At 45.3% G+C, this 17,165-nt stretch carries 21 protein-coding genes; 7 read left to right on the top strand and 14 right to left on the bottom strand.

The window, feature by feature from the left end; all coding sequences use genetic code 11:
* Nucleotides 1-6: 6 nt before the first annotated feature.
* Genes GV030_RS06020 through GV030_RS06005 form a run of 4 tightly spaced genes read right to left on the bottom strand, consistent with a single transcriptional unit; the run spans nucleotide 7 to nucleotide 3,218 of the window.
* Nucleotides 7-984 (bottom strand): DUF3667 domain-containing protein, encoded by a 978-nt coding sequence (locus tag GV030_RS06020; protein ID WP_159580778.1) that lies wholly within the window; start codon nucleotides 982-984, stop codon nucleotides 7-9.
* Complete coding sequence (locus tag GV030_RS06015) at nucleotides 959-1,144, bottom strand: hypothetical protein (RefSeq protein WP_159580776.1); 186 nt, start codon at nucleotides 1,142-1,144, stop codon at nucleotides 959-961. Before GV030_RS06015 ends, GV030_RS06020 begins: the two co-directional genes overlap by 26 nt.
* Entirely contained in the window at nucleotides 1,141-1,878 is a 738-nt protein-coding gene (gene kdsB / locus GV030_RS06010) for a 3-deoxy-manno-octulosonate cytidylyltransferase (protein ID WP_159580774.1), read from the bottom strand. Before kdsB ends, GV030_RS06015 begins: the two co-directional genes overlap by 4 nt.
* Nucleotides 1,875-3,218 carry a nodulation protein NfeD gene (locus tag GV030_RS06005; protein WP_159580772.1) on the bottom strand — a complete coding sequence of 448 codons (1,344 nt, stop codon included), beginning with the start codon at nucleotides 3,216-3,218 and terminating at the stop codon, nucleotides 1,875-1,877. The genes kdsB and GV030_RS06005 overlap by 4 nt, the downstream gene beginning before the upstream one ends.
* A gap of 27 nt (nucleotides 3,219-3,245) precedes the next feature.
* Here GV030_RS06005 and GV030_RS06000 point away from each other — a divergent pair, with 27 nt between their 5' ends.
* From GV030_RS06000 to GV030_RS05990, 3 genes are read left to right on the top strand one after another with little or no spacing between them, the layout of a single operon-like run.
* Nucleotides 3,246-4,016 carry a DUF4905 domain-containing protein gene (locus tag GV030_RS06000; protein WP_159580770.1) on the top strand — a complete coding sequence of 257 codons (771 nt, stop codon included), beginning with the start codon at nucleotides 3,246-3,248 and terminating at the stop codon, nucleotides 4,014-4,016.
* Entirely contained in the window at nucleotides 4,006-5,052 is a 1,047-nt protein-coding gene (locus GV030_RS05995; protein WP_159580768.1) for a LysM peptidoglycan-binding domain-containing protein, read from the top strand. The genes GV030_RS06000 and GV030_RS05995 overlap by 11 nt, the downstream gene beginning before the upstream one ends.
* Nucleotides 5,053-5,066: 14 nt before the next feature.
* Nucleotides 5,067-5,837, top strand: coding sequence for a TIGR02757 family protein (locus GV030_RS05990; RefSeq protein WP_159583643.1), 771 nt, complete (start codon nucleotides 5,067-5,069; stop codon nucleotides 5,835-5,837).
* On the opposite strand, the gene pyrE is transcribed toward GV030_RS05990, so the two are convergent.
* Entirely contained in the window at nucleotides 5,831-6,481 is a 651-nt protein-coding gene (gene pyrE, locus GV030_RS05985) for an orotate phosphoribosyltransferase (protein ID WP_159580766.1), read from the bottom strand. The genes GV030_RS05990 and pyrE overlap by 7 nt on opposite strands.
* A 90-nt stretch (nucleotides 6,482-6,571) precedes the next feature.
* Here pyrE and GV030_RS05980 point away from each other — a divergent pair, with 90 nt between their 5' ends.
* Entirely contained in the window at nucleotides 6,572-7,261 is a 690-nt protein-coding gene (locus tag GV030_RS05980) for an NUDIX hydrolase (protein ID WP_159580764.1), read from the top strand.
* Here the strand turns inward: GV030_RS05980 and coaD are convergent.
* From coaD to GV030_RS05960, 4 genes are read right to left on the bottom strand one after another with little or no spacing between them, the layout of a single operon-like run.
* A complete protein-coding gene (coaD, locus tag GV030_RS05975; protein ID WP_159580762.1) occupies nucleotides 7,249-7,701 on the bottom strand; it encodes a pantetheine-phosphate adenylyltransferase in 453 nt (150 codons plus the stop codon). The genes GV030_RS05980 and coaD overlap by 13 nt on opposite strands.
* Entirely contained in the window at nucleotides 7,701-8,591 is an 891-nt protein-coding gene (locus tag GV030_RS05970; RefSeq protein ID WP_159580760.1) for a DUF3822 family protein, read from the bottom strand. The genes coaD and GV030_RS05970 overlap by 1 nt, the downstream gene beginning before the upstream one ends.
* A gap of 4 nt (nucleotides 8,592-8,595) precedes the next feature.
* Nucleotides 8,596-9,189 (bottom strand): hypothetical protein, encoded by a 594-nt coding sequence (locus tag GV030_RS05965; RefSeq protein WP_159580758.1) that lies wholly within the window; start codon nucleotides 9,187-9,189, stop codon nucleotides 8,596-8,598.
* A 52-nt stretch (nucleotides 9,190-9,241) separates the two neighbouring features.
* A complete protein-coding gene (locus tag GV030_RS05960; RefSeq protein ID WP_159580756.1) occupies nucleotides 9,242-9,742 on the bottom strand; it encodes an NUDIX hydrolase in 501 nt (166 codons plus the stop codon).
* Between the two features lie 56 nt (nucleotides 9,743-9,798).
* Here GV030_RS05960 and GV030_RS05955 point away from each other — a divergent pair, with 56 nt between their 5' ends.
* The gene (locus GV030_RS05955; protein WP_159580754.1) at nucleotides 9,799-10,212 is read left to right on the top strand and encodes a DUF1573 domain-containing protein; all 414 of its coding nucleotides are present in this window, start codon (nucleotides 9,799-9,801) and stop codon (nucleotides 10,210-10,212) included.
* Here the strand turns inward: GV030_RS05955 and GV030_RS05950 are convergent.
* Together GV030_RS05950 and GV030_RS05945 are read right to left on the bottom strand one after the other, a co-directional pair.
* A complete protein-coding gene (locus tag GV030_RS05950; protein ID WP_159580752.1) occupies nucleotides 10,206-10,580 on the bottom strand; it encodes a DUF423 domain-containing protein in 375 nt (124 codons plus the stop codon). The two genes, GV030_RS05955 and GV030_RS05950, sit on opposite strands and share 7 nt — an antisense overlap.
* Nucleotides 10,573-11,250 (bottom strand): YggS family pyridoxal phosphate-dependent enzyme, encoded by a 678-nt coding sequence (locus GV030_RS05945; protein ID WP_159580750.1) that lies wholly within the window; start codon nucleotides 11,248-11,250, stop codon nucleotides 10,573-10,575. The genes GV030_RS05950 and GV030_RS05945 overlap by 8 nt, the downstream gene beginning before the upstream one ends.
* A 97-nt stretch (nucleotides 11,251-11,347) precedes the next feature.
* On the opposite strand from GV030_RS05945, the gene GV030_RS05940 reads away from it, so the two are divergent.
* Together GV030_RS05940 and GV030_RS05935 are read left to right on the top strand one after the other, a co-directional pair.
* On the top strand, nucleotides 11,348-12,907 hold the full coding sequence (locus GV030_RS05940; protein ID WP_159580748.1) for a GH3 auxin-responsive promoter family protein: 1,560 nt from the start codon (nucleotides 11,348-11,350) through the stop codon (nucleotides 12,905-12,907).
* On the top strand, nucleotides 12,907-13,536 hold the full coding sequence (locus GV030_RS05935; protein ID WP_159580746.1) for a LysE family translocator: 630 nt from the start codon (nucleotides 12,907-12,909) through the stop codon (nucleotides 13,534-13,536). Before GV030_RS05940 ends, GV030_RS05935 begins: the two co-directional genes overlap by 1 nt.
* A 12-nt stretch (nucleotides 13,537-13,548) precedes the next feature.
* On the opposite strand, the gene GV030_RS05930 is transcribed toward GV030_RS05935, so the two are convergent.
* The 3 genes from GV030_RS05930 to GV030_RS05920 all read right to left on the bottom strand — a co-directional run bounded on the left by GV030_RS05930 (nucleotide 13,549) and on the right by GV030_RS05920 (nucleotide 17,163).
* Nucleotides 13,549-14,118, bottom strand: a complete 570-nt coding sequence (locus GV030_RS05930; RefSeq protein WP_159580744.1) for a pentapeptide repeat-containing protein — start codon at nucleotides 14,116-14,118, stop codon at nucleotides 13,549-13,551.
* 58 nt (nucleotides 14,119-14,176) lie between these two features.
* Nucleotides 14,177-15,841 (bottom strand): asparagine synthase B, encoded by a 1,665-nt coding sequence (gene asnB / locus GV030_RS05925; protein ID WP_159580742.1) that lies wholly within the window; start codon nucleotides 15,839-15,841, stop codon nucleotides 14,177-14,179.
* 281 nt (nucleotides 15,842-16,122) lie between these two features.
* Nucleotides 16,123-17,163 carry a VWA domain-containing protein gene (locus tag GV030_RS05920; RefSeq protein WP_159580740.1) on the bottom strand — a complete coding sequence of 347 codons (1,041 nt, stop codon included), beginning with the start codon at nucleotides 17,161-17,163 and terminating at the stop codon, nucleotides 16,123-16,125.
* Nucleotides 17,164-17,165: the final 2 nt, after the last annotated feature.

Genomic DNA, 17,165 nt, shown 5'->3' with positions numbered 1-17,165 from the left:
GAGGGGTTAGTAAAACAACAGGCTAATGACGACACCAAAAAACAGGCTGAGTCCCATGATGATGGTGTAAAGAAAGCCGCTCAAAAGAACCTTGTAAATGGCAGTCATATAGCCAAGTTGATAGGTGTTTTTAAAGGAAATCACCAGATATCCCATGATGGCCAGTAGAAAGACAATGTCCATAGTATCTGCCCAGGAAGGGCTGATGAGCCCTAAAATCCACAAAAAGGTGAGCGCTATGAAAGCAAAGGAATGGAGGTGCAAGCTGTGAATGATGTGGTTGATATAGAGTCCCTTTCTGAAAAATACTTTGAGCAGTAGAGCGTATACCGGCAAAAGAAAGAACATCAGGATGGGGATGTTTTTGACGATGTACCGGTTGATGGTTGGCATGTCGGATTTCGTTAGTTTGATAATCTGTCTGTTGATGTAGGCAGCTGCAAATGGCTTCTGTTCATTGTGAATGGAATCTTCAATTTGCTCGATGCTGTAGTCCGCGGCCTTATCCCGCGCCATCCGATTGATAATCTTCCATTCCGATCCGGAGATGGGCCAGCTTGTATCCAGCGAATCCAGGTCCTCGGTCTCGGTCACTATCGTGGGAGTGTTGTTTGTCGAGTCCGGAGTACTTTGCTTAATGATCCCTTGGTTCTTATCCGATTTCCCATCCATATTAATGGAAAAAAAGAAAAAGTGAATCAGACTGACCACCAGATAGAGCCGAATGGGATTGGCGTATTTCACCCTTTTTCCCTCCATAAACTCTCGGGTGAGGGTGCCGGGTTTCAGGAAAAACGGACGAATACTCCTGCCAAACCTGGAGTCTAAAGAGAAATAGTTGGCCAAAAAATCTTTAATCAGCTTGCCGAAAGAGATCTGATTGTCGGTATTCTCCTGACCACATTGAGGGCAGTATTCAAACGTACTTTTAAGTGGAAATCCGCAATTGAGGCAGTTTTCAGTCTTCCTTTTCTGCTTTTTCATGTTTCCTTAAAAAATAGTTGGTACCCCAGGCGATCGCGATCATCATCATGGCTACAATGGTGTACTCCAGGTTATTTTCTGCATTGCGGAGTGAAATCCAAAAGAAGATCACGGCGAGCCCCATGAACGTCCAGGTGATAAATTTCAAAGTCTTTCTCATAATGTCATGTCCTGAGTGAGTTTGGCCAAGTCTTCGGGCGTGTCAATCATTTGGCTTTCTAAAGTAGTCAAACCGATTTTAATGGAGTACCCGTTTTCAATCCACCTGAGTTGTTCCAGTGCTTCTGCAGTCTCGAGCGTGCCAGGGGGCAGCTGCGTGATTTCCAGAAGGATATCTCTGCGGTATCCATAGAGGCCTATGTGCTTATAAAAAGTATGTTTTTTGAGTCTATCTTCTGGTTTTACATCACGCAGGTAGGGGATGCAGGTTCTGCTAAAATAGATGGCTTCCTGATCTTGATTGAAAATCACTTTCATTTCCGAGGGGTCATCCAGAACTGCCGGATCGGTAATTTTTTTTACCAGGGTAGCCAGTTCTGTGTCTCCATCGAGCAAGGTAGCCACACCATCTATGTGCTCCGGGTGAATGAAGGGCTCGTCTCCCTGTATGTTGATCACATAGTCGTATCCGGGATGCTCCAGGATCACTTCGGCACATCGCTCGGTACCGTTACGATGAGCGGCGCTGGTCATCATCACTGCTCCACCGAAACTGCTCACTTCTTCGAAGATGCGTTGGTCATCAGTTGCCACAAGGACTTTATCTACAAGCTGGCTCTTAATGGCCTGCTCATACACCCTTCTGATCATGGTTTTTCCTTGGATTTGGACGAGCGCTTTACCCGGAAACCTGGACGAAGCGTACCGGGCCGGTATGATCCCCAGTATCCTCATGACTTTGCTTCCCGCACTTTCAGAGAGGTCCCTTCATCGGAGATCACTTCTATTTCTATTCCGGCTTCAATGTAATTTCCGCGTGTATAAGCGTCGTAAATTTCACCTTCGATCTCCACACGGCCACTGGGTCTCAGTATGGTGTATGCGATACCTTTTTTGCCTACCATCGACTTGCTTTTATAAAAGCTGGAGGTATAACCCTCTGTTTGATCCTGAATGTCCTGTAGGGCGATTCGATTGAAGAAACGGGAGTTGGTCAGTCGCGCCCCAGCCATAAACATAATGACGATGGAGCCCATCAGGCCTGCCAGTGTGGTGGCTACGGCAATGAAAATATCGTCTACCTGTACAAATGAAAAATCGAACGTATCATTATTGAGCATGACCAGGATCAGCGATCCCAATGTGAGGATAAGGCCTGAAATACCCGCTATACCAAATCCCGGAATGACGAAGATCTCAGCGGCAATCAGCAGCACCCCTGCAAAGAAGATGATGATTTCCCAGTTTTCGGCCAGTCCGTTGAGGTAGTAAGGGGTGAAATAGAGGATGGCTGCTATGGCAGAAGCCAATATAGGAAAACCCACCCCTGGTGTTTGCAACTCAAAATAAATACCCCCAATGATCACAAGGATTAAGATCCCACTAACAAACGGGTTCAAAAACAAGGCGATGATCCGGTCGGTCAGACTCAGCTTGAATTCAGTAATGTCATAAGTGGCGACTCCCGATCGGGACATGATCTCATCGATATTTGACACTTCAGCTTCGCAAAAACCATATCTGATGGCTTCTGAAACCGAAAATGTAACCACTTTTCCTTCTGTAGCTATGCTATCCAGATCGATATCCTCATCCACCATGCCTTCTGCAATGTGTGGGTTTCTTCCCTTAGCCTCCGCTGTGGATCGCATAATAGACCGCATGTAAGACTGGTATTTGTCCGGGGCTGCCGTACCATCCTGAGTGACCACCGTGGCTGCACCAATGCTGGATCCTTTGGCCATGTAGATACTATCGCAAGCGATGGAAATGAGCGCTCCTGCAGAGGCAGCATCCTTATTGATAAAGGCATAAACCGGCTTGTCGAAGTTAAGAATGCGGGTTCTGATTTCATCTGCATCATTAAGCGCCCCACCATAGGTGTCTAGCTCCAAAATCACATAGTCCGCCTCCATCTCTTTGGCTTTTTCAAAGCCAAGTTCGGTGTACCTGTTGGTTCTTGGGTCGATGTTATCAAGCACTTTGAGATGTAGCACGTTCACTTGCGAGCTATCTTGTGCCTGAACCAAAAGGCCTGAAATGAGGAAGAAAAAGAAGATATATTTTTTAAGCATAGTGGCTGTCCTAACTTTACAACAAATTTGAATAAAAATACTTCAATCAACCTCGTGGCTGTACCTTCTTTCGCTTTTTCTTTATCATTCACTTCCAAAATATGGCAGGTGGCACTGGATGCCGGCACAGGATACATGGTTTTGGAGCTTCGGGATGAGGATACTGGGGAGGTGAAATATCAACTTCTTGATTTAAAATCTCTTAAGGACAAAAAGTCATTTGAGATCCCTGAGGCTGATTGGTGGACCACCGTGTTGAGGTTTTATCATCCGTTTCTTTTGCTCGAGCGGTACAATGACCCACAGAATCCGCTCAGCAAGGATTTGCTGGTATATGATACCCTTTCACTGAGTCTCAATCACGTGCTTACTGATTTTCAGTTGATACAAATGGAGAGTGGAGAGCTCATGGGGCATGTTCCGGGAGATCAGTCCAATGAGCAGCGATGGAGCCTTGGTAGCCGGACAGAGCCGTTGGCAGGCAGCAACGTGAGATATCCGGTTTATTATGCCCCTGGTTCTGAGTACTATACCTTGGTAAAGGAGTTTTTGGGAATGGAGGAGGCACCGGTGGGTTTTGAGTATGATGAGTATGGAAAAAATATCATAATAAGCTATTATGAGCGTTTAGGTACAAAGTTTGATAGAAAGCTTTTGGTTATGCAGGGAGATGTCGAGCTTTACCACGAGGTGGTAGATAAGGGTTTGAATGGCTATGCTTCCGGCAGTTTTTTTTCTTTCAATAATCTTTTGGTGTTTGTTCAGAATGGTAATCAAATTCATGCAATTGAGCTATAAAATCGGAATCGTTTTAGTATTCACTTTTGGGACATTGGCCGGCCGGGCTGGTGGTTTAGATTCGTTGAGGGTCGAAAAAAACAAGGGCCAGTATTTTGTCATCCATCAGGTAGAAAAGGGCGAAACACTTTACAGTTTGGCCAGAAGATATGGCGCTGATCTGGAGCAGGTAGTGAAGCTCAATGACATCCAAAACAATCAGATTTCTCTCGGACAGGAACTGAAGTTGCCCATCGATAAGAGCAAGGCCAGGCAGGCATCTGAGATGAAGCCCGTTGAACCAAAAGCATCTTCCGCCATGGAGGAGGTTACCCATACGGTGGTGCAGGGTGAAACCCTTTATTCGATATCCCGAAAATATGGAGTGGCTGTGGAAGATATGAAAAAATGGAATTCCTTACCTTCTAATGAGATTTCCATTGATCAGCAGCTAACCATTCGAATCTCGGATGATCAGGCAGTACCTGCACCCGTAGAGGTAAAGAAACCCACGAAGGAGACTCCTAAGCCAAAATCCACCGTGCCGCCAGGTTTTACAGAATATTACGTACAAAGCGGAGACTTGCTGGAGACCATAGCAGCCAAGTTTAAGGTGAAACCTGACAGCATTGTTTTCTGGAACCATTTGCCCAATGCCTATTTATCCATTGGCCAAAAACTATTGGTCAGGGGAAAACCGGATTCTGTCAGAATTGCGCAGAATGATGCTGTAGAGATACTGCCATATGGTCAGCGCAAGACCGTTAAAGATCAAAGTGGCTTTACCCGGGTATTTGAAGAGGGTACGGCCCGAAAGATAGAGGATGGTATGGAGACTCAAAAGTATTTGGCACTACATCGTACCTTATCCGTCGGTGCGCTCATAGAAGTACGCAATCTGATGAATAATCAAAAGATTTTTGTCAGGGTGGTGGGAAAGCTCCCTGAGACTGGCCTTAATGAGAATGTGATGATCAGGCTGACGCCTATCTGCTTTGAACGACTAGGAGTGATTGACCCCAAGACGAGGGTGGAGGTATCTTACTATCTGGATTAGTTGTTTTGACAAAAATCCCTGAGCTAAAGGCGTTTCTGGACGAGAAGGTTACCCAATACAATCAGCCTGGTTTTATTGAAAATGACCCCATCTCCATCCCACATGAGTATACTCGCTTGCAGGATATTGAGATTGCTGGATTTATGGCCTCAATACTCGCCTGGGGTCAGCGGGTGACCATCATCAATAAGTGTCGGGAGTTTTTTGAGCGAATGGACAATGCTCCGTATGATTTCATATTGAATCACTCAGAATCCGACCTGAGGGCTTTTCTCGATTTCAAACACCGCACATTCAATGCTACAGACGCGCTTTATTTCATTGAGTTTTTCCGGCACCATTACTCCCAACACGAAAGCCTGGAGAACGCTTTTGTTCGTGGCGCTCTGGTTGGTGCCAGTGACACTTATAGTCATCTGGCAGGTTTTTTCGAATATTTTTTCTCTATACCTGACCACCCCAGGCGAACCTACAAACACATTTCGAGCCCGGTTCGCAAATCAGCATGTAAACGTCTGAATATGTTTCTTCGCTGGATGGTGAGGCAGGATACTTCCGGGGTGGATTTTGGGTTGTGGAAGGTCATTAAGCCCTCTCAACTGGTGTGTCCATGTGACTTACACGTAGATCGGGTGGCTCGCTCGCTGGGATTGATCACCCGGAAGCAGACCGATTGGCAAACTGCCATTGAGCTGACCAATCAGCTCAAGGCGTTTGATCCGAAAGATCCTGTAAAGTACGATTTTGCCCTATTCGGCCTGGGCGTAGAAGAAAAATTTCACTGATTCCACTGAGCAGGATTGCTTCTCCATGCCTGCAGGGTAGCTTCCTGGTCGGGAGCTATGCTTCCATCGGCCAGCATCGCTGCTATCATGGTGGAGTAGTCGCTCAGGTACCACAGGTCCACATGGTGATCCTTGAAGTTTTCCTCAGAGATGCCAAACCCATAAGTGAAAATAGCCACCATACCTAGTACCTCCATGCCTGCCGTTCGCACAGCCTCAGCGGCCTGTAGAGAGCTTCCGCCTGTGGAGACCAGGTCTTCTATCAAAACAACTTTGGTGCCCTTAGAAGCTACTCCTTCTATCTGATTTTCCATTCCGTGGCCTTTGGTGGTGGATCGGATGTAGATAAAAGGCAAATCAAGAGCATCAGCGACAAGAGCACCTTGTGGAATGCCGGCTGTGGCCACCCCCGCAATGCATTCTGCATTCGGAAATTTTTCTCGGATCACTTTGGCGAGGTGATTTTTAACCAGGCTTCTTGTTTCCGGATAGGAAAGGCTGAGACGGTTATCACAATAGATGGGAGATTTCCAACCTGATGCCCACGTGAAGGGCGCCTTGGGGCTTATTTTGATGGCTTCAATGTTCAGGAGGGCTTTAGCGATTTCTTTTGCGACTTGATTGTCGTATTGTTGTACAGGCATGCTTTGTCGATAAGTTTTTTAAAAATATTAGAAGGCGCTTTTATACCCCAATATTTATGTGTTTTATTTGTACGCAAAGCTAAACTTCTTGTGAAAATATTCATCAATGATATCCCTGTAAGTATCGTAAGTCCTGAGGAGCTGGATCCTGCCAAAGAATTTGATCTGGTCATTGATGGGGCGATCACCAAAATAAAACCAAAATCTCTCATTGATGATGTGCTGATCACAGATGCTGCCGCCGATAAGGTGGATGATCTCCTGCACGTGATGACGGATAATAAACTAAAGAAAGTAGATTCGATCACTTTTTGTAGTACTGACAAGCGGGACGTGATCCGCTATATCAAGAAGAAGTTTAAAGTGATAGAGGCTGCCGGTGGGGTGGTGGACAAGGGTGGTAAAATCCTCCTGATCTACCGGAAGGACAGGTGGGATATACCCAAAGGGAAGCTGGATAAAGGAGAGAATAAGCGTGACTGTGCCATACGCGAGGTGGAGGAGGAAACAGGGGTGAAGGTGTCCATAGAGAAAAAGATCAACGCCACGTGGCACACTTACATCAACAAAGAAAAATATGTGCTCAAAAAGACGCACTGGTATGTGATGCGTTGCCTGGATGACTCTAATCTGACACCACAGGCCGAAGAGGGGATAGATGAGGTACGATGGATGACCCTTACCGAGCTACGTGCAGCGCTTTACAATTCCTACCGCTCCATTCGGGTGGTGATACAGGAGTATCACAAACTCCTCAAAATACACGATCAAAGTTTGTAAGGCAGGAAGGGAGTCACATCCCCGCCATAGCGATGTACTTCGCGGATAATACTGCTGCTAATAGGAGCCAGGTCAGGAGAGGTAATCAAAAAGACTGTTTCCAGACCTGCATTCAGGTATTTATTGATTTGTGAGATACTGTTTTCGTATTCAAAGTCAGTGGTGTTTCTCAGCCCGCGTACGAGATAGCGAGCATTGTATTTTTGAGCAAGAATGGCCGTGAGTTCATCATACACTATGACCTTCACCCGCTCATCGCCCTCAAATGCAGCGTTGATCTTTCCGATGATGAAGTCCACTTCGAAATACCGCTTCTTATTGGAATTATGCCCCATGGCCACGATCACCTCGTCGAAGAGTTCCAGGCTTCTCAGCACAATGTCTTCGTGACCCTTGGTGAATGGGTCAAACGAACCAGGGAAGATCGCTGTTTTTTTCATTACTCGCAGAGAAATATGCTGTACAGATCGAAATACCTGTGATCGGCAATGTCTTCAAACTCTGAGGGAAATTTCAGAAAGTTTGGTTTGGTACCGAAGGAGATGTTTCGGATATATTTCTTCAAGAGTTCGATTTGTGGTGCGTCGTTCTTGAGTAGTCCCCATACTACCAGACTGCTGGTTTTGGGCGAAAGACCAATCTCTTTAAAAACGAGCATAATGTATTTGAGGTAATCTTCGCTCTTTCTTACTGCAAACTGATTGTAATAGAGCAACTGATTCTTCTGAGATACCATGATGTGCAGAATACCCCTGTCAAAGTAGGTAAACATGGTTTTTTCCTTGGAGTGGTCATCATACTTCAGCACTCCTTCGATCAGCGCACTACCCTGATGGATGACCTGTAAACTTTTATTGGGATAACGCTCCTTGGACCAGGAAATGACTTTTTTGTCACAAGCAAAGATGTTCACTGCACTACTCGCGATATGCTTGTAGTAATAAACCTCCTCAATCTTGGTTTTAATCTCCGAATTCACGGCCAGGTAATCACTGGATGCTTCCGGTAGAAAATGCGAACCAGGCACCAGAGAGAACTTGTGAGTTTTGAAACTTACCTTGATGTTGTCCCAGAGATTGGAACCTATGAAACTGTGTTTGTTGACGATTTCTTTGATGACCTCCAGCCGGGTATTGATCGTTTTGATGTTTTCCAGCTTGTAATCTTCCATCACCAGACAGGTGCCTGTCTGCTTATTTACCACACAAAATTGAAAATCGCGAATGCCTATTTGCAGACAAAGAGAATAAGATGGCAGCTTTGATTCATCAAAGCTGCCAGCCTTAATTCTTTTAATGAGTTTGAAATTTGATGTGGCGGTTTTTGTCAAAATATTATTCCCAGTTACCTGCTGTAGTTACACTTGTTTTGGAGCCAAATCTCAGAGGCTTTCTTGTGTTATACTCACTTTCTTCATCCCTAATAGGGTTGATAGGCTTAGGATTTTTTACCTCTATTGCATTTACAGAAACCCCACTCTTTTCAATTTTATCAGCCCAGATATCAAATTTGGTTGGAGGCTCTACACCCGGCACGTATGGAAGGGTAGATAGATTGAACCTCGGCCAGGTTGACTTTTTGAAAATTGAATCTTTTACAGAAACCGTACCCAAGGTGTCTATTTCCACATAGGTGCTATCTGCACCGTAATCCAGAGTGATTACATATTCGGTTTTCTCAGTAAGGTAAAACCTACCAGAATCCACAAATGCCAATAGTTTATCCCAATCGCTGGTGTATCGGCCATTCACGGCAAGGTACGACAGCTCCGCTTCTCTAATCATTTTTAATTGCTCAATGATTCGTGCTTCCATTTTAGCAATTCTCTGAGACTCTTCTATACTAGAGTTGATAGAGTAATACAGGAAGAACGACAAGCACAATGCGACGATTCCGAAAACTATGGTAAAGATTTTTGTTTTGGTCATTGATGTTAGGGTTTTTTGCAATAATAAAGATAATTAGACTGTTAGCGAAACGCTATTTTATGGAAATATTCGCAAATTTAAAAAACCCGCGTAATTCGGTTATTTGATTTGGTTCCTGTGTCAGGCCAAAAGCATTGTGCAGGAAACCTGAATCCATGTTTTTGATTTCGTCAAAACTCAGCCACCTCAGTTCTTCCAGTATTTGTTTATTTTTTGGTAGCTCCGGGTCAGCCCCTAATTGAATTTCTCCTGCCAGACGGGTCACTTCAAAAAAGAGTTCGATGGCATGATGCCGGTCGTCCTGATACTCATTCACAAACAAAAACTGACCTACACTGATCGTCAGCCCCGTTTCTTCCAGAAATTCTTTTTTTAGCGCATCTTCCGCATTTTCGCCAAACTCGATACCACCTCCTGGAGGTGACCACAGGTGACCATTAGGTCCGATCCCTTTATGTTTGAGCATTAATATAGCGTTCTCCTCCTGGAGTATTCCGCATACTCTTACCCTTACTCGTCCTTCAAAAATGCTTTTGGTGATGGAATCTGCCATGGTTTTGTTAACATATTATATCGATGTACGTTAACTTTACTCAAAAAAAAAATTATATGAGAGTTTTAGCAAGTTTATTCATACTCTGCGTAGGATTCGGCGTAGTAGCACAAACCACAGGTGCAGAAGAAGTACAGAATGGTCCAAGGATCACTTTCACTGAGTCTGCGCATAATTTTGGTGACATCACGCAGGGTGACAGAGTAACGCATGTTTTCAAATACGAAAACACGGGTAACGAACCTTTAATTCTTTCAGACGTGCGCACCACATGTGGCTGTACTGCTACCAACTGGGACAGAGAGCCTCTGGCACCGGGAGCTACGGCAGAGATTACTGTGAATTTCAACAGCCGGGGTAAGATGGGGATGCAAAACAAGGTGGTAACGATTCTTTCAAACGCCATCAACAGCACGGAGCGCGTGAAGATCACCACCAATGTACTGGCTCCAGCCCCTGTAGATCAGTGATGGCGTAGAGCATAGATAATAAGCGTAACCCAACCGGCAATGAAGAGGATACCTCCAATAGGCGTGATGGCTCCCAGAACGGTAATGTTGGTTATACAAAGCACATAGAGGCTACCCGAAAAGATCAGGGTGCCACTCAAAAAGAAACGAATGGTCCATGTCAGCAATTGATGTGGACCATTTTTATATAAGATGCTTACAAAAAGAATGGCCAGAGCATGAAACATGTGGTACCGCACAGCTGTGTCGTAGGTGTCCTTTCTCCCGAAAGTCTCCAGCGTTTCAGCCAAAGCGTGTGCTCCGAAAGCTCCTAAACCCACAGCAGTTACAGCCAGTATACTCCCGGTTAACAAGTGTTTCTTATCCATAATTTCTTTCTCCAAAGATAGAACTCCCCACTCTGATCATGGTGCTGCCATGCTCCAGCGCGTGCCGATAGTCGCCACTCATACCCATTGAGAGTTCAGTAAGCTCGAAATTGCGGAAATGGAATTTTGAAGAGAACTCATCGAATAGCATCTTAAGTCCTTCAAATTCCTTAGAGATCTGAGTAGTATCCTGGGTGAGGGTGGCCATTCCCATAAGTCCGCATACTTTGATGTGGGTAAGGGCTTCGAGTTCACCATTTTCCAGAAAATACTGCAGGTCATTTTTGTCGAACCCGAACTTGGTGGTTTCCTCTGCAATGTGAATTTGAAGGAGACATGAGATGATTCGGTCGTTTTTGGCGGCTTCTTTGTCTATTTCCCTCAGCAATCTCACGCTATCCACCGCATGGATGAGGTGCACATAAGGAGCGATATATTTCACTTTATTCCGCTGCAGATGACCAATCATGTGCCACCGGATGTCCTTTGGGAGAGCCTCGTACTTCTCAGTCATCTCCTGTACTTTGTTTTCACCAAAATCCCGCTGGTCACTGTCGTACGCTTCCTGCACGGCAGACATGGGTTTGGTCTTACTAACGGCAATCAGTCGGGCACTGGTGCCGGCGAGCTCTGTTTTTATTTTGTTAATATTTACTGCTATGTCGCCCATGTGGAGTGCTAAATTCTTGACTATGGTTAACTTTAAAACTAGCGCAAAGTTGGTAAGTCAGCGGTGAAAATCACATGACTTTCTTAAATACTCTATTATGGCAATATTAGGCACACTTTTGAAGAAAGGAATCATGCTGGGGGAGAGCATGGAGCAGCAATATACGTCTGCCTTTGATCTGCAAAAAGGGGAACTCCGAAAGTTGATGATCCATGCACAGCATACTGAGTTTGGCAGGCACTATGGGTTTGCGAATATCCTCAAAACTTTCAAAACAGGCTCCAGAGACCAGTTCTATGCTGAGTTCATCAGCAAAGTCCCGGTGTTTGACTATGATAAAATCCACAATGAATGGTGGCATTTGGCCAAAGCGGGCAAGAGGGATGTTTGTTATCCAGGCAAGGTGAAGTACTTTGCACTGAGCAGTGGCACGTCAGGCGCTTCCTCCAAGTATATTCCGATCACCAAAGAGATGATCAAGTCGATCAGAAAGACCAGTATGAGGCAAATACTTACACTCTCAAAGTACGACTTGCCTACTGACCTGTTTACCAAAGGAATTCTGATGCTTGGCGGGAGTACAAACCTCAGGAAGAGTGGTACCTATTTCGAAGGAGACCTGAGTGGGATCACTGCCGCACAAATACCATTTTGGTTTCAGCACTTTTACAAGCCAGGGAAGAAAATAGCTAAAACGTCGGACTGGGGAGATAAGCTGGACGAAATCACGCGACGAGCGAAGGATTGGGATATTGGGATTATCGTAGGGGTGCCAGCATGGCTTCAGATTTTGATGGAAAAAATAGTCAAACACTATGGCGTAGCCACGATCCATGATATCTGGCCAAATTTGAAAATCTTCGTGCATGGTGGAGTGTCCTTTGAACCCTACAAAAAAGGCTTTGAAAAACTTCTGAAACATCCATTGATCTATATGGAAACCTATCTTGCCAGTGAGGGATTTATTGCTTTTCAGGCCCAATCAGTGCAACGGTCCATGAAACTGGTATTGAATAATGGAATCTTCTACGAGTTTGTCCCCTTTACCCCTAAAAACTTTACAGAAGATGGTGTAATGAGAGAAAATCCTGAAACGCTTCATATAGATCAGGTAAAGACGGGGGTGGAGTATGCATTGCTGATCAGCACAAATGCCGGAGCCTGGAGGTACCTTATCGGAGATGTGATTAAGTTTGCGTCTGTAGAGGACTCGGAAATATACATTACTGGTCGGACCAAACACTTCCTGAGTTTGTGTGGTGAGCACCTTTCGGTTGATAACATGAATAAAGCCGTGGAGTTGGTAAGTGCGGAATTCAATATCGACATCCGTGAGTTTACGGTGCTGGGAGAATCAGTTGGAGGTAGGTTTGCTCACAGATGGTATCTGGGCACTGATGATACAGTGGATGAGGAGTCATTGCAGAAGCGCCTGGACCTGAAACTGATGGAGCTTAACGACGACTATAAAGTAGAGCGTGGGCATGCCCTGAGGGAGGTGACTGCAAGAGTACTCCCGACAGCATTGTTTTACGAATGGATGAAGGAGCAGGGGAAAGAGGGAGGCCAGAATAAATTTCCAAGAGTACTAAAAAATGAAAAGTCGCAGCAGTGGAAAGAATTCGTTGCAGCCAGAAATATCATGAACCCTAGCTGATGCCTTCATATTTTACAGGATTATTATTTGGATTGATTTTTATTTTTTCCTTTGGCCCTGGTTTTTTTGCACTCCTGCAAACCAGTGTTCAAAAGGGCTTTAAAAAGGCGATTTTTCTAGCCCTGGGTATTTCTCTGAGTGATGTGCTCTATGTGGCCCTGGCCATTATGGGGCTTGCTTCCTTGCTGGAAAAGCCCACTGCGCGAATGTGGATGGCCATAGTAGGCACGGTGGTGCTTATTGCTTATGGGTTATACTCATGGTTTAAAAAGCCTAAAATCTACCAGGAAAAACAGGAGGCGGATACTGAGCTTTCCTATCTCAAATACATGTTGAAGGGCTTTGTGCTCAACGGGTTTAATCCTTTCATAGTGATATTCTGGCTGGGAATTATTGGTCTGGTGGCGGTCAACTACGATTACAGCAGCGGTGAGCAAATTTATTTCTTCGTAGGCGTGCTCACCACCATTCTGGTCTCTGATATCACCAAAGCGTTCATTGCCTACAGGCTCCGAGCGATGGTTACCCCCAAGAAAATTTTGATTCTAAACAGGTCAGTTGGGGTGATCCTGATTCTTTTTGGTATTCAAATGATTTACTTCCTGTTTAATAATTTCCTCATTGACTAGAGGGGCTTCCGCCTAAGTAATCTGAATGTCCAGCTTATAGAGCAGGCCCACCACATCGGGCATAGAAAACCTGGCCTTTTTGAGTTTATTCAGGGCCGGGTCTATAGAGTAGTTCTGAGCTGCTCTGAAGTCTGCTTTTTCCAGGATGGTCTGTTCAAATATAGCGCCTGACAAATCACTTTGGTGAAAGCTGGCCCCGGTCAGGTTGGTCTCTGTAAAATCTACTTCATGCAGACTGCACTGCTGGAATTGGCTTCCCTTAAGATTGAGCTGATAGAAAGAGGAGAAGTTCAGCTGACAGCCACGAAAGTTCATGGCCATGAGGAAGGGATTGCTGTCACTAAAAATAAGGCCCAATAGTTTGCACTCATTGAATTGTACCTCTTTCCAAGAGGTGCTGTTCAGCCGGGCATTGCTGAGGTCACAGTTTTCAAACACACATTCGGAGAAGACCAGGTAGGAGAGGTCCACCCCGGAGAATAAACAGTTGGTAAATTGGCAACGGTTATATTCTCCTTTTTTCAGACGCTGCTCAGTGAAATTCACGCCATTAAAGGCCTGTTCTTCAAAGTAATCTTCCATACCTCGAAGTTAATTTAAACCACCCTTAGGAAGGATTTCTTCTCGTCTAATCTTCGAATTATTTGTACTTATCTGTGTGTACACCCACTGCTCTTCCAGAGGGGTCATTCATGTTTTTGAAGGATTCGTCCCAGGCCAGTGCCTCCGGAGTGCTACAGGCTACGGATGGTACAGATGGTACACACAGTGCCGCAGTGTCCGATGGGAAATGCTCAGAGAAGATGGTTCTATAATAAAATTCCTCTTTGTTTCTGGGCGTTTGTACTGGGAATTTATATTTGGCATTGGCCAGCTGATCGTCGGATACTTTTTCACTGACCACCTGCTTGAGGGTGTCTATCCAGCTATAGCCCACACCATCAGAAAACTGTTCTTTCTGTCTCCAGGCAATGCTGTCAGGGAGGTAGTTTTCGAAAGCCTTTCGCACTACCCACTTCTCCATTTTTTCCGGAGTGATCATTTTATCCTGAGGATTCAGGCGCATGGCCACATCGATGAATTCCTTATCCAGAAAGGGCACACGGCCTTCGATGCCCCAGGCGGCCAGGGATTTATTGGCTCGCAGACAGTCATACTGGTGTAGTTTGCTCAGCTTGCGCACAGTTTCTTCATGAAACTCCTTGGCATTGGGCGCTTTGTGGAAATAGAGATACCCACCAAAGAGCTCATCAGAACCTTCACCGGAGAGTACCATTTTGATCCCCATGGACTTGATCACTCTTGCCATCAGATACATAGGGGTAGAGGCACGCACGGTAGTCACATCGTAGGTCTCCAGGTGGTAGATTACATCGCGAATAGCATCCAGTCCCTCCTGTATGGTGAAGAGAATTTCATGATGGACGGTGCCTATGTGCTCAGCGGCATTTCTGGCGGCTGCCAAATCCGGAGAGCCCTCCAGTCCTACGGCAAATGAGTGAAGCTGAGGCCACCAGGCACCAGTCTTGCCATCAGTTTCTATTCTGTTTTGAGAAAATTTCTTAGCGAGGGCCGAGGTGACGGATGAGTCGAGCCCACCCGACAATAGCACGCCATACGGTACGTCAGACATCAACTGACGCTTTACAGCCGCCTCCAGAGCGTCGTGAAGATCCTCTATGCTTGTTTCACTGTCCTTCACATTTTCGTAAGCAGTCCAGTCACGCTCATACCATTTTACGAGCTTGCCTTCTTTACTATGCAGGTAATGTCCCGGAGGAAAAAGCTCTATTTTGGTGCACACTCCTTCGAGGGCTTTGAGTTCGGAAGCAACATAAAAAGTACCATCCTCATCCCATCCCATGTAAAGGGGGATGATGCCCATATGATCCCTGGCAACGAGGTAAGCATCGCTTTCAGAATCGTAAAGAGCAAATCCAAATATTCCGTTGAGTTCGTCTAAAAAGCTTGCTCCTTTTTCTTTGTAAAGAGCCAGGATCACTTCGCAATCTGATGCCGTGCTGAAATGGTATTTTCCTTCAAATTGTTTGCGGAGTTCCCTGTGGTTATAGATCTCTCCATTGGCAGCCAATACGATTTTCTGATGGTCACTGAAGAGGGGCTGCTTGCCGGAAGCCGGATCAACGATGGCCAGGCGCTCATGGGCCAGTATGGCATTTTCACTACTGTATATACCACTCCAGTCCGGGCCTCGGTGCCTCAGTTTTTTGGACATCTCCAATAATCTTGGTCTGAGTACTTCGGCCTTTTGCTTTAACTCAAAAGCACATACAATTCCGCACATATTCTTACGTTTTCTCCTTTTATTATTCTGTCAAATACTTATTGGTCAGAATAAATATCAGGTGTTTATTTTTCAAGGGCGGAAGTTAATCCCTGTTGCGAATATTTTCAATAAAGTCAAACTTTATTTGTAAATGGAGTGGGGTATATTTCTTGTTATTTGAAATATTCGTAAAATAGGAGGGTGGAAATCATCAATATTTCATCAGAATATTCCTTCTTCTGCAGGGCTTACAAGTTAATTTCGTATTTGTCTGATCAATGCTGTATCAGATGCTTTGGTTAGTCACTTAGCGCGTTGGTAATAAAGGTAGATTTTGTCAGGAGCCAAAGCAAAAAGAATATCATAGCCCAGCGCAGATAGATCGTATAATAATCCGTGGTGTCCTTGTAACGGGTTTCTTTGATTTCGGCCTTCTCCAGTGAGTCGATTTCTGAGAACACTTGCTGCAGAGCTTCTTTGTCGGAGACTCTGTAGAAGTTGCCCCTGCCTATTTTGGCAATCTCTCTCAGGTTGGTTTCATCCAGCGTATTTTCGACATACCTGGGGCGCCCAAAGAAGTCGGTCCCAAAAGGAACTTTGCCTTCTTTACCAATGGCAATGGTATAAATCTTGATGTCGTAAGCTTGAGCCAGTTTTGCGGCAGTGATGGGGTCTATGTTTCCAGCGGTGTTGTCACCATCACTCAGCAGTATCAGCACCTTTGATTTACTGTCTGACTCCCTGAGCCTGTTGGTGGCTACTGCCAGGGCACTGCCGATAGCAGTTCCGCGGTTTTCTATCAGATCAAAGGAGATGTCATCAATGTAAGAGTTGAGTAGGTCATAGTCGGAAGTGAGTGGAGATCTGGAGAACGCATCTCCGGAAAATACGACCAGCCCAATTCGGTCCTGAAACCTGCCCGCTACGAAATTTCTGGCTACCTCTTTGGCGGCCTCCAGCCTGTTGGGCCTGAAATCCTCAATTTGCATGGATTCAGAGATGTCAATGGTCATCATGATGTCTATGCCTTCACTCCATTGCTCCACCTGCTCGTTGGTAGACTGTGGTCTGGCCAGTGCTGTGACCAGCAGGCTAATGGTAATGAAGAAAAGAATAGGGGGGATAATCCTGAAATAGCTCACCGGATCACTTTTGATGTCTTTTTTGGTGAGTGCTATGGGGAGGCGCTGACGAAACTGGGTCATAACTACCGCCCTGATGAGCAGGAGTAGTAAAATGCCCAATAACAGATAGAACCATAAGGGTTGCTCCCAATCAAAAGATTGGAGTTTTGACCAGGTGAACCAGTTGACAGAAAACCAGGAATTCGTGCTCTCCATAA

It is taken from the genome of Marinoscillum sp. 108 (assembly GCF_902506655.1).
Lineage (GTDB): Bacteria > Bacteroidota > Bacteroidia > Cytophagales > Cyclobacteriaceae > Marinoscillum > Marinoscillum luteum.
The sequence above is the reverse complement of the archived record's forward strand: the minus strand, read 5'-3'. Positions and strand labels throughout refer to the sequence as shown.

Bases quoted from the DNA above. Each gene is read 5' to 3' on its own strand.
- GV030_RS06020 (WP_159580778.1), bottom strand. From the start codon at position 984: ATGAAAAAGCAGAAAAGGAAGACTGAAAACTGCCTCAATTGCGGATTT.
- GV030_RS06015 (WP_159580776.1), bottom strand. From the start codon at position 1,144: ATGAGAAAGACTTTGAAATTTATCACCTGGACGTTCATGGGGCTCGCC.
- kdsB (WP_159580774.1), bottom strand. From the start codon at position 1,878: ATGAGGATACTGGGGATCATACCGGCCCGGTACGCTTCGTCCAGGTTT.
- GV030_RS06005 (WP_159580772.1), bottom strand. From the start codon at position 3,218: ATGCTTAAAAAATATATCTTCTTTTTCTTCCTCATTTCAGGCCTTTTG.
- pyrE (WP_159580766.1), bottom strand. From the start codon at position 6,481: ATGCCTGTACAACAATACGACAATCAAGTCGCAAAAGAAATCGCTAAA.
- coaD (WP_159580762.1), bottom strand. From the start codon at position 7,701: ATGAAAAAAACAGCGATCTTCCCTGGTTCGTTTGACCCATTCACCAAG.
- GV030_RS05965 (WP_159580758.1), bottom strand. From the start codon at position 9,189: ATGACCAAAACAAAAATCTTTACCATAGTTTTCGGAATCGTCGCATTG.
- GV030_RS05960 (WP_159580756.1), bottom strand. From the start codon at position 9,742: ATGGCAGATTCCATCACCAAAAGCATTTTTGAAGGACGAGTAAGGGTA.
- GV030_RS05955 (WP_159580754.1), top strand. From the start codon at position 9,799: ATGAGAGTTTTAGCAAGTTTATTCATACTCTGCGTAGGATTCGGCGTA.
- GV030_RS05950 (WP_159580752.1), bottom strand. From the start codon at position 10,580: ATGGATAAGAAACACTTGTTAACCGGGAGTATACTGGCTGTAACTGCT.
- GV030_RS05945 (WP_159580750.1), bottom strand. From the start codon at position 11,250: ATGGGCGACATAGCAGTAAATATTAACAAAATAAAAACAGAGCTCGCC.
- GV030_RS05940 (WP_159580748.1), top strand. From the start codon at position 11,348: ATGGCAATATTAGGCACACTTTTGAAGAAAGGAATCATGCTGGGGGAG.
- GV030_RS05935 (WP_159580746.1), top strand. From the start codon at position 12,907: ATGCCTTCATATTTTACAGGATTATTATTTGGATTGATTTTTATTTTT.
- GV030_RS05930 (WP_159580744.1), bottom strand. From the start codon at position 14,118: ATGGAAGATTACTTTGAAGAACAGGCCTTTAATGGCGTGAATTTCACT.
- asnB (WP_159580742.1), bottom strand. From the start codon at position 15,841: ATGTGCGGAATTGTATGTGCTTTTGAGTTAAAGCAAAAGGCCGAAGTA.
- GV030_RS05920 (WP_159580740.1), bottom strand. From the start codon at position 17,163: ATGGAGAGCACGAATTCCTGGTTTTCTGTCAACTGGTTCACCTGGTCA.